Consider the following 10,237-nt stretch of genomic DNA (forward strand, 5'->3'; position numbering starts at 1 on the left):
GGGCCAGCCCTATGCTCCACAGCCCATGCAACAGCCGCAGTACCAGCAGCCGGGCCAGCCCTACGTGCAGCAGCCTGCGCAACCAGCAAAACCAGTGCTCCCGCCAGCATTTATGGGCGAGCTCAAGGCCGGATTTGCCAATGGGCGCGGCCTCGCTGCCCTCGGCGCCGTGCTGGGGGTGCTCGTCGTCGTCTCATTCATCTTTGGCCTGTTCCTCATGCCTCTGGGATCGGCGATGGGCGGCGCGGCCGGCTCAGATGACTCCATACTGTCGGGCCCCTCGCCCCTCGTATTCGCCGGTGTTGTGCTGGGAGGCTACATCTTTGCAGGTGCTCAGGCTATGGGCTTCACAATAGCCGGAGGAACACTCTCAGTGCTGTTCATCCTCGCCTGGGCTGTCATCTGCACGCTGATCTGGGTCGTGCTCAAACGATTCTTCAAAGTCCAGCGCGATAACACCAACCTGGTTGCCCACCTGGTCCGCACAGTGCTGGAGGCTCTGGCTATTGGCCTCGTTACCTCGATCCTGTTCGGTTTTTGGAGGCTGCGGCTTGTCGCACCGCTCGACGGCGGTGACCTGTCCTTTGACAACCTCGGCAGCCTGTCAATGGGACCCGGTTTCTTCCACATCTTCCTGAACGTGACGTTCTTCGTTGGGATCACGCTTTTCTTTACTCGTAAATCTCTTCCTGCCAGCTGGAAAGACAACAAGTTTGTTGCGGAGCTGCTTACTGGTGCTCGCGAATTCGTTCAGGCACATGCGGTGCTCTTCGCCATCTTCGCTCCCTTCGCTCTGATTCTTGGGATCGTGTTTTTTGCCAAGACAGATGGCGTGTCCGTCACGCTGGTTCTGCCGCTGTTGGCCAACATCATCATCTGGATTACAGGCATGTGCTTCTTCGGTGGATTCTCGGTGGGTGGCTCAATGATGGACATGTTCGGTTCGGGTGGATCCTACGGTGGCAGTGGCACTGCCATGATCTGGAATTTCCACCCCATCGCCGCCGTCATCGGTTTCATCCTCGCCATCGTCGCCATCATCGCAATGGCGATCCACATCGGGGCTCGACGCACGCGCACCGGCTCGATTCAGTGGGCCAGGATCTGGCAGATGCCAGTCATCGGTCTTCTGGCGTGGCTCATTGTTGGCCTGTGGCTTTCCAACGTGTCGATGCATATGTTCGGTGAGAGTGCTTCTCTCGGCATGTCATGGTGGACGCCGTTCACGGTCGCCATCCTCGGACTCTTCTTCGCCTCACTGCTGGCCGAGATTCTTCCCGAAGCATTGGTCGACACGCCACTGCTGCCGTTGCTCGCTGGAAAGAAGACGGCGCAAGCCTGGCGTCAGCAGCCAGCTCCGGTTCAAGCTGCTCCTCAGCAGCAGTACGGGTACGGAAATGGGATGCAACAGGGCATGAACGCTCCTCAAGGCCCCCAAAACTCGGCGCAGTACAACCAGTACCCGCAAGGGGCAGCCGCAGCTTACCAGCAGGAATTCGGTTCGCAGTACCCGAATCAGGGGTACCAGCCTCCGGCTCAGGACCCGTCAGGATCAGCTGATAACCAGGCAGAACCGCCGTATCCGCCGCAAGACTCCTCACCTCAACAGTGAAAGTGAGTCGCTGAATCGATCACTGAAATGAAGATGGTCTCCGAACTGACTTCGGTCAGATCGGAGACCATCTCCACTTTTCAGATGCGCCCGGTTCCTGCCGCAGGCGCAAAAAATTCGCCGCCTACACTGTAGACGGCGAATCAGAAAGCAGCGTATCAGCGGGTGTGACGCGCCACCCGTTCAGACTTCAGGCACTTCGTGCACACATTCAGTCGCTTGGGTGTGCCGTCAACCAAGGTACGAACGCGCTGGATATTCGGGTTCCAGCGGCGATTCGTGCGCTTGTGGGAGTGCGAGACACTCTTACCGAAGCCCGGTCCCTTGCCGCAAACGTCGCATACGGAAGCCACGATGATCTCCTCTAAGTAGTCAGTTATCGTCCCAAATGAGACAGTCGATGTGGTGCGAATCCACCACGAGCAACCACAAAATGGTAGCTGATGACAGGCCTATTCTCCAACTCTTTGAACCACATTGCCTGTGTCAGTTCCACCACATCTGCGCGCGAGCGACCAAAAGTGAGACGATAGGATCACCCGTGACTACTCATAGCGAAAGGCCTATCCGTGACCGGTGAACTCTCAGCACACACGCTGGCAATCACGCTGACAACAGCCGCCACGGAGCTGGCCAAATTGCGTCCCTTCCTGGATGACCTCGATGGATGGAACTCCCACGACTGCGACACGGGCACCAACGCGCTTCTGACAGTGGAATCCATGAGCCGCCTCGCCCCAACTGACCCGGACATGCCTCTGGCTGATTACCTCGACACGTTGGTCAGCGAGGGGATCCGCACAGGGCACGGACACGTCGGATTGCTCATTACCGCTCTATGGAGTGCCTGGGCACACGCCCTGCGACAAGAGTCCGGCGCAGATCTCAATCCGATCATCGTGCGACGGATGCTCACATCCGCCCCCTGGGATGCGCCCGACGCCCACGTGAATGTCGCACCTGCCCTTGCTGCAATGTTTGATGAGGCAACCAGCGAACTCGAGGTTCTGGGAGCAACGGTTCCTGATCAGAGCGACCTCGTCTCCCTGTATTCCAGCCAATTGCAGTATGGGCTGATCAACGCGACTGATGACTATATCGACGCAGGTGCAGCAGCCCTGATCGTCATCGCCGCATCACTGGACTGCACCATGCGTGACGATCCAGCCATTCTGGACTCACTGGCACGTATGATGAGCGACCTGGCTCATTCACATTCGCGCCTGGTTTCGACCGCTGCCCGCCCGCGCGACGCCTTCAATGTGGACATGATTGTGGCAGGCAGTACTGACGATGCCACGAATGCAGGCGACTATCTTGATGCACTGGAAGCTCGGTGGGCGGCAGTGGGAGCCACCGATTTGTTTGCCTATGGCACCTGGCGTTTCCGCATCGACACATCGGCGCCATTGGCAGTTCGACCACCCCACGGCACCGTCACCCGGTTTATGGTCCGTGACGGCAGACCCGACGAACTCATCGGCGTGGACACGCTCAGTGACGGTGTGACGCATCGCGGCGCTCAGCTCCTCGAACGCCGCACCCACCAGCGCATCGAACGCGCCACAGTTATAGCGATGACTCATGCACCCGGCCTTGTCGAAGACCTCGCACAGGCAGGAGCACTGACACTGCTCGACCCGAATGACCAGGACATTGAGGCCATCACTTGCGCCCTCGCGCATTCGTCAACAGGAGTGTCGCTCATTGCCGCCTGCGACAGTGCCAGCCGCGCACGTGCCGAACGTATTCGTGATGTATCGCCCCACACAGTCATTGTCGCCCCGTGCGAGGACGACCTGACAGCGCTGGAATGCACCCGAGCGTGCGCCAGCGCCTTCGTCCCACAGCCAGGCGGACCCACCGTCGCACCTGTCATGCAGACCATGCTGACTCAGTCAGCAGCGCGCGCAGCTGCAGCCAGCTTCGCCCTGGCCATTACCTATGATGCGGATGAGCAACTTCCTCTTGCCGTGCGGGAAGTCAAGGCGCGCGCCCCCAGACGCGTGCGTCTGCTGATCGGAGCTGCCGACGGTCCGAATCTGACGGCAACGGTTCGTCAGATGCTGGCACCTGACATCAATGAGCTCGAAGTAATTGACGGCGGACAGGCAGGCCCCAGCATTATTCAGGGACTGACCGTATGAACGGGTTTTCCACCTCCCTCGACGTCCCCCTTGCGCTGCGTCTGCCCGCCTCGACGGCGCGAAAACTTGCCGCACACGATCTGATCTCGGTGGCTGACCTGCTCACGTACGGGCCACGCAGGCTCGACCAGTGGGGCTCGCTTACACCGATCAGTTCGCTGCGCGAAGGGGACACGGTGACGATCCTCGCTGAAGTGCTCAGTGCCCAGATGATGCCCAACCGCACGCGCAAAGGGGTACGCTTCGTGGTTGAACTGACCGATGGGTCCGAGACGATCACCGCCACGTTCTTCGCTTCCACGCGCTATCGCCTCGCGCCCCACGAACGACTGCTCGAACCTGGTGCGCGCATGCTGTTTGCTGGCAAGGTCGGTTCCTACAAGGGGAAGGTTCAGCTGACAAATCCGCAGTTTGAAGGCGCGCAGGATGCCACGATTCCGGAGATCGTTGAACGCAGTCAGCGACTCATCCCCATTTACCCGGCCACTGCCTCGCTCAATTCGTGGACCATTGAGCGCGCTGTGTCTTTTCTGCTTCAGTCCATGCACGAGGGCGACCTGGCTGACCCCGTCCCGGAAACGATTCGCCGTGAAGCTGGTCTGCCTGATCTGGTCACCACGTTGCGCGCACTACACGAGCCGGACAGCCGCGAGGACTGGAAAACTGCCCGCGCGCACATGGCGTGGCGTGAAGCATTCACACTGCAGGCTGGGCTGGCCTGCGTCAGACGCGGTAGTGACATGGAAAAGGCGCCGGTGTGTCCGCAAGGCGATGACGGTGCCGTCCAGGCTTTACGCGACTCCCTGCCTTTCGACTTGACGGGCTCCCAGGAAGCAGCGGTGGAGGCCATTTCACGTGACCTCATGCGCGAACGCCCCATGCAGCGCCTCCTGCAAGGCGACGTGGGATCCGGTAAGACGGTGGTATCGGCACTGGCCATGTGCCAGGTTATGGATTCAGGATTCCAGGCGGCGATGCTGGTACCCACCGAGGTCCTCGCTGAGCAGCACTACCAGTCCCTGCATGCCCTGATCGCGCGGATGACCACCCACGCGCCACGCATCGAACTGCTCACAGCTTCCACTCCGCGCGCCGAGCGCCGCACTCTGGAACGCGACCTTGCTGACGGCCAGCCCATGATCGTGGTTGGTACACACACTTTGCTGCAAGATAGCGTCACATTTGCGCACCTGGGCATGGTTGTCATCGACGAGCAGCATCGTTTCGGTGTTGCCCAGCGTGACCACCTGCGCGGCGCGGCCACCGCTGCCACGCTGACGATCCCGCACCAACTGGTCATGACCGCCACGCCCATTCCGCGAACTGTCGCGATGACCGTGTTCGGTGACTTGGACCAGACGTGCATCAATGAGCTTCCACCGGGGCGTCGCCCCGTCAGCACATTCTTAGTCGATGTGGCCAACGCGGCGTGGATGCAGCGTCTATGGGAACGCGCCCGCGAAGAGATCGACCAGGGCGGCCGCATTTTCGTCGTCTGTCCACGTATTGACGAGGGAGACGACGTCGAAGACACCGATGCAGCTGACCACCGTCCACCGCTCGCATCCGTCCACGCGGTGGCGGCCGCACTGCGCACCCAGACAGCGTTGCAGGGTATCGGGATCGAGGAACTGCACGGACGAATCGGCAGTGCTGACAAGACCCGCATCATGGATGACTTCATTGCGGGTCGCGCCCCTGTCCTCGTGTCCACCACAGTGATCGAAGTGGGAGTGGATGTGCCCGAAGCGACCATGATGGTCATCATTGACGCCCAGCAATTTGGTCTCTCACAGCTGCACCAGTTGCGCGGCCGCGTCGGACGCTCGGATTCAGACAGCGTGTGCATGGCGGTACACCGCCACGACCTGTCGGCACCAGCCCGCGAACGGCTCGAGGCCTTCGCGCGCACGACAGACGGATTCGAACTGGCTCGCGTGGATCTGACGCTACGTCGAGAAGGCGACGTGGTCGGCGCCCAACAGTCAGGGCGCACCTCGGGACTGCGTTTTCTGTCGGTCTCACGAGATGGCGACATTATCGAGCAGGCGCGTGACGCTGCGCGACGCACCATCAGCGCAGACCCCACACTGGCCGATCACAGCGAACTTGAACGAGTCATCAGAGCGCGACTGTCCTCACAGGTCGCGTGGATGGAGCGTTCCTAGCCGACCACTGCTGACAGTGCGATACACACGACTGTTCCGTTGAGAATCGAAGTCATGAGGTTGTGTTTCCACAGGTGCAGTCCGACCGTCACGACGAGGGCGACCAGTGTCGGCACTGTTGCCTGCAGGTCGCTCCACGCAACATCCATCATCGTGTAGACGCTCAAGATGGCCATGATGCCCACAGCCATGCGCCTGTCTAGCCATTTGATGAGGCGAGATTCGCGGATCGGGGCGAGCAACGCGAACGGCACGGCGCGCAGCAACACGGTGACAAGACCGGCTACCGCAAGGATCGCAATCAGATACATCGTATTCATCGCCTCTCCTTCGCGGCGAACATGACAACCAGAACCAGCACGTAGGCCGACATGGCGATGACCAGCATTGATCCGGGCGCCACGCACAGGCGCCCCGCATATGCCACGTCGTGTCCGATGCTCACCGAAATTATGGTGGCACGAGGGCCAGTGGCCGCGATGTATGTCCACGCTGCGAACCAGTAGAGTAGGTCCCATGACACGGATTGTGGCCGGAGAGGCAAAAGGGCGCGTACTGAAGGTGCCTGCACGCGGAACGCGGCCCACATCGGAACGCGTGCGCGAAGCACTGTTCTCACGCCTGGATGCCATGAATATGTGCGATGGGGTAGCGGTGCTGGACCTGTACGCAGGGTCGGGAGCGCTGGCCTTCGAGGCCCTCTCACGCGGAGCAGCTCGGGCTGACATGGTGGACAGTTCACGTCAGGCTGCCCGCGCCATGAGTACGAACGCAGCGATGATGGGCTATGAAGATCGCACGCGGATCCACACCCTCGACGCGCTGGCGTTTGTGCAGTCAGACCGCGTGAGCAGCCCGGTTGACCTGGTGTTCGTGGACCCTCCCTATGATTTGGCACAAAATGCGCTCGCGGCCGTGCTGGCCGGACTCGCGGCGCACCTGTCGCCAGACGCCCTCGTCATTGTGGAGCGATCAACCCGCTCACAGGCGCCAGACCTGCCGGATGGCCTGGTGTGCGAAGATCACCGTCACTGGGGTGAGACTGCCGCGTGGTTCATTGGCCGTGCCGATAGGGTGGAGTCATGACGCAACGCCAGCCACTCATCGCAGTGATCCCGGGATCCTTCGACCCCATCACCTGCGGCCATGTCGACATCATCGAACGCGCTGCACGCTTCGCGGACCGCATCATCGTGGCGGTGGGGATCAACTTGGCGAAAACCACGATGTTCGATTCTGCGGCGCGTATCCGCATGGCGCAGGCAGCGTGTGCCGATCTGGACCCCGCCATCGCCGGCCGCATCAGTGTGGAGAAAATGGACGGCACGGCGATTGATTTTTGCCGCTCCCACCAGGCACGCGTGATCGTCAAGGGAATCCGAAACGCTGCCGACATGCAGTGGGAAGAGGTCCAGGCGTGGGTGAACCGCACTCACGGTGAGGTGGAAACATTGTTCCTCCCCACCGCGCCGGAGCTGGCACTCGTTTCCTCCAGCATCGTGCGCGAACTGTTGGCGTGGCAAATGGACGCTTCTCGGTATGTTCCACCGGCAATTGTGCCGATGTTGACGGACAATAAGACTCATAGACACTCATGAGGCAACAGGCGGAGGACACAATGGCTTACGACGAGAACGTCCCTTCTGACGAGCCGAGTGACAGCTCGGAAGTGTATGGCCCATCGACGGTGATCGCGGCGCTCGAACAGATCGAAGCACTGGTTGAAGAGGCTCGTTCGGTTCCACTTTCAGCATCCGTGATGGTCAATCGCGCTGAGATCCTTGATCTGATTGAACAGGCCCGAGCCGCGCTGCCTGAAGACCTGGTTGCAGCAGACGCCCTCGTCGCTGACGCCGACGCCGTGCTGGGCCGGGCTGACTCGGCCGCTGAAATGACGCTGACGGAGGCCCGCACGCAGGCACGAACCCTCACTGATGAGGCGCGTGAGCAGGCCGAGCACATGATCGCTGAGGCGCAGGACAAGGCACAACGCACCGTGGCCCACGCGCAGGAACAGGCTGAACATGTTGCCAATCAGGCCCGCTCCGACGCTGAAAACACGCTCAGTGATGCGAACGCTCAGGCTGAACGCCTCATCGCGAGTGACCGAATCTCCCAGATGGCGGAAGATCGTGCACGCCAACTGGTCGGTGAAGCGAAGAACGATGCGCGCAAACTGCGCGAAGGTGCCGACCGCTACGTTGTGAAGTCCCTGGGCGAGCTGTCCGACGTGCTGTCGGATCTGCATCGACGTGCGCAGGCCGGTCAGCGCACCATTCTGGAGCGCGCCAGCCAGGAAAAGACGGATATCTCCCTTGACGATGAGTAAACGCGAACCGGTAGCGGCATCCTCACTGACCGTGTCACTGCGCGACGTGCCGCGCCGCGTTGGAACGACTCGCAGTTATGAGCTGCAGTGGCACGTGCCCGCAGGCATCGGCACCCCGATGATGGCGATTCGAGAAGGCGCGCTCGTCCCCGTCACCGTGGACATCACGTCGATCGACGAGGGAGTCCTGGTACGCGCACGCTGCCAGTGCGACCTGGAGGGTCAATGCGTGCGCTGCCTAGATGACATTGTGCAGGAAGCGGACGTGGACGAAAGCGTCGTCTATTACGATCAGCAGCCGGAAGGTGACGAGGACGCCCTTGTCATCAGTGCGCACGACATGCTGGATCTGGAACCGATGCTGCGTGACGCAATCGTGCCGCTGATTGATCCGCAGCCACTGTGCGGTCCGGACTGTCAGGGGCTGTGCCCGCATTGCGGTGAGCGTCTGGATGATCTGCCTGAGGATCATCACCATGAGGTTATTGACCCTCGGATGGCTTCCCTTGCGCAGCTGCTGGATGATCTGAACGTACAGGACGGGCAGGATCGTGGCTAAGCATTCGAAACTTCCTGAACCTGTCAATGTGGATACGGCTGAGCTGGAACGCAACTGGGGGATTGAGGTTGACCCCTCGCTGCTGCATCGCGCGCTGATTCACCGATCTTTCGCCTATGAGGCCGGCGGGATTGCGCATAATGAACGCCTGGAATTTCTGGGCGATTCTGTCCTGTCCATCGTGGTGGCAGCCCGCCTGTTCGAGGATCACCCTGACCACAGCGAAGCAGACCTGTCGCGCATGCGTGCGGCCACCGTATCGCAGGAGCCTCTGGCATACGTCGCGCGGCGCATCCACCTGGGTGATTTCCTGTACCTGGGCAGGGGCGAAGATATTCACGGTGGACGTGACAAGGACTCTATCCTCTCCGACGCGCTCGAAGCGCTGATCGGGGCAACGTTTCTGACACACGGGTTTGAGAAGACTCGTCAGATCGTGCTCCATCAGCTTGCTGACCTGCTGGATCGCGCTGTTATGCGCGGACAGATGCAGGACTGGAAGACAACGCTGAGCGAATATGCGCGCGACCACGGTCACGAGCAGCCCGTCTACCAGGTCACCAGCACCGGCCCGGATCATGAGCGCAGCTTCACCGCCACCGTTGCTTTCGGTGAGGTGGGCTATGAGAAATCGGCGCTGGCAACAGCGGAAGGCACGTCGAAGAAGCACGCTGAAAATGCGGCGGCTCGAGCTGCGATCGCGCGGCTTGACCCGGATTACCCCATGGAATGATCGCGCCGCCAGGCACACTATGATGGGACATGTGATGAGTAACGAAAATCCTGAACGTCCAGATGTTCGCGTCATGATCGTCGATGATCATGAGATTGTGCGTCGAGGAATTGCTGAAATCGTCGACCGGGCCGATGGCCTGGAAGTGGTTGCAGAAGCGGGCACCGTGGCCGACGCGTTGCGCCGCGCCGATCTGGTTCGCCCGGATGTTATCCTGGTGGACTTGCAGCTGCCGGATGGCACCGGCATCGACATTATGGACCGTCTGGGCACTGACCATCCTGAAATCCGCCCGATCGTGCTGACCTCGTTCGATGATGACGAGGCACTGGCTGAGTCCCTTGAAAAAGGGGCTCGCGCCTACGTGTTGAAGACAGTGCGTGGAGCTGAAATCACTGACGTGATCCGCGCCGTTTCAGAAGGGCGTGTCCTGCTCGATGAGCGCACTGTGACGCGTCGCCGCGCTGATCACGATGACCCTACAGCTGACCTGACACCTTCTGAGCGCAATGTGCTCGAGCTGATCGGCGATGGCCTGTCGAACCGTGAGATCGGGGAGAAGCTCGGTGTGGCTGAAAAGACGGTGAAGAACCACATTACGTCGTTGCTGTCGAAGATGGGTCTGCAGCGTCGCACGCAGGTGGCAGCCTGGGTGGCGGGCCAGCGAGCGGCGGCCTGGCGTAACTGAC

Annotated in this window: 12 protein-coding genes; 9 read left to right on the forward strand and 3 right to left on the reverse strand. The window is 60.8% G+C overall.

Annotated elements, in window-relative coordinates; all coding sequences use genetic code 11:
- A partial coding sequence (locus AC1DA5_RS09355) for a hypothetical protein (protein ID WP_480290012.1) occupies positions 1-1,612 on the forward strand: 1,612 nt, incomplete at its 5' end.
- A gap of 158 nt (positions 1,613-1,770) precedes the next feature.
- Here the strand turns inward: AC1DA5_RS09355 and rpmB are convergent.
- Entirely contained in the window at positions 1,771-1,965 is a 195-nt protein-coding gene (rpmB, locus tag AC1DA5_RS09360; RefSeq protein WP_058236488.1) for a 50S ribosomal protein L28, read from the reverse strand.
- Positions 1,966-2,181: 216 nt separating this feature from the next.
- Between rpmB and AC1DA5_RS09365 the strand changes: the two genes are divergently transcribed.
- Positions 2,182-3,759 (forward strand): hypothetical protein, encoded by a 1,578-nt coding sequence (locus AC1DA5_RS09365; RefSeq protein ID WP_058236489.1) that lies wholly within the window; start codon positions 2,182-2,184, stop codon positions 3,757-3,759.
- Positions 3,756-5,927 (forward strand): ATP-dependent DNA helicase RecG, encoded by a 2,172-nt coding sequence (locus AC1DA5_RS09370; protein ID WP_480290014.1) that lies wholly within the window; start codon positions 3,756-3,758, stop codon positions 5,925-5,927. The genes AC1DA5_RS09365 and AC1DA5_RS09370 overlap by 4 nt, the downstream gene beginning before the upstream one ends.
- On the opposite strand, the gene AC1DA5_RS09375 is transcribed toward AC1DA5_RS09370, so the two are convergent.
- On the reverse strand, positions 5,924-6,247 hold the full coding sequence (locus AC1DA5_RS09375; protein ID WP_480290016.1) for a branched-chain amino acid transporter permease: 324 nt from the start codon (positions 6,245-6,247) through the stop codon (positions 5,924-5,926). The genes AC1DA5_RS09370 and AC1DA5_RS09375 overlap by 4 nt on opposite strands.
- Entirely contained in the window at positions 6,244-6,372 is a 129-nt protein-coding gene (locus AC1DA5_RS09380; RefSeq protein WP_480290018.1) for a hypothetical protein, read from the reverse strand. Before AC1DA5_RS09380 ends, AC1DA5_RS09375 begins: the two co-directional genes overlap by 4 nt.
- Before the next feature lie 71 nt (positions 6,373-6,443).
- Here AC1DA5_RS09380 and rsmD point away from each other — a divergent pair, with 71 nt between their 5' ends.
- From rsmD to AC1DA5_RS09410, 6 genes are all read left to right on the forward strand, one after another.
- Positions 6,444-7,013, forward strand: a complete 570-nt coding sequence (gene rsmD / locus AC1DA5_RS09385; protein ID WP_480290020.1) for a 16S rRNA (guanine(966)-N(2))-methyltransferase RsmD — start codon at positions 6,444-6,446, stop codon at positions 7,011-7,013.
- Entirely contained in the window at positions 7,010-7,525 is a 516-nt protein-coding gene (gene coaD / locus AC1DA5_RS09390) for a pantetheine-phosphate adenylyltransferase (RefSeq protein WP_058236494.1), read from the forward strand. Before rsmD ends, coaD begins: the two co-directional genes overlap by 4 nt.
- A gap of 20 nt (positions 7,526-7,545) precedes the next feature.
- Positions 7,546-8,256 (forward strand): hypothetical protein, encoded by a 711-nt coding sequence (locus tag AC1DA5_RS09395; protein ID WP_058236495.1) that lies wholly within the window; start codon positions 7,546-7,548, stop codon positions 8,254-8,256.
- Positions 8,249-8,815 (forward strand): YceD family protein, encoded by a 567-nt coding sequence (locus tag AC1DA5_RS09400; RefSeq protein ID WP_058236496.1) that lies wholly within the window; start codon positions 8,249-8,251, stop codon positions 8,813-8,815. Before AC1DA5_RS09395 ends, AC1DA5_RS09400 begins: the two co-directional genes overlap by 8 nt.
- Positions 8,808-9,548, forward strand: coding sequence for a ribonuclease III (rnc, locus tag AC1DA5_RS09405; protein ID WP_480290023.1), 741 nt, complete (start codon positions 8,808-8,810; stop codon positions 9,546-9,548). Before AC1DA5_RS09400 ends, rnc begins: the two co-directional genes overlap by 8 nt.
- Before the next feature lie 73 nt (positions 9,549-9,621).
- Positions 9,622-10,236: a response regulator gene (locus AC1DA5_RS09410; protein ID WP_058236871.1), complete on the forward strand. Its 615-nt coding sequence runs from the start codon at positions 9,622-9,624 to the stop codon at positions 10,234-10,236.
- The last annotated feature ends 1 nt before the right edge of the window (position 10,237 follow it).

The organism is Pauljensenia sp. C0254C2 (assembly GCF_056583835.1).

What these genes read in the sequence shown, in the direction of transcription:
- AC1DA5_RS09370 (WP_480290014.1), top strand. Translation starts at nt 3,756, where the DNA reads ATGAACGGGTTTTCCACCTCCCTCGACGTCCCCCTTGCGCTGCGTCTG.
- AC1DA5_RS09375 (WP_480290016.1), bottom strand. Translation starts at nt 6,247, where the DNA reads ATGAATACGATGTATCTGATTGCGATCCTTGCGGTAGCCGGTCTTGTC.
- rsmD (WP_480290020.1), top strand. Translation starts at nt 6,444, where the DNA reads ATGACACGGATTGTGGCCGGAGAGGCAAAAGGGCGCGTACTGAAGGTG.
- coaD (WP_058236494.1), top strand. Translation starts at nt 7,010, where the DNA reads ATGACGCAACGCCAGCCACTCATCGCAGTGATCCCGGGATCCTTCGAC.
- AC1DA5_RS09395 (WP_058236495.1), top strand. Translation starts at nt 7,546, where the DNA reads ATGGCTTACGACGAGAACGTCCCTTCTGACGAGCCGAGTGACAGCTCG.
- AC1DA5_RS09400 (WP_058236496.1), top strand. Translation starts at nt 8,249, where the DNA reads ATGAGTAAACGCGAACCGGTAGCGGCATCCTCACTGACCGTGTCACTG.
- AC1DA5_RS09410 (WP_058236871.1), top strand. Translation starts at nt 9,622, where the DNA reads ATGATCGTCGATGATCATGAGATTGTGCGTCGAGGAATTGCTGAAATC.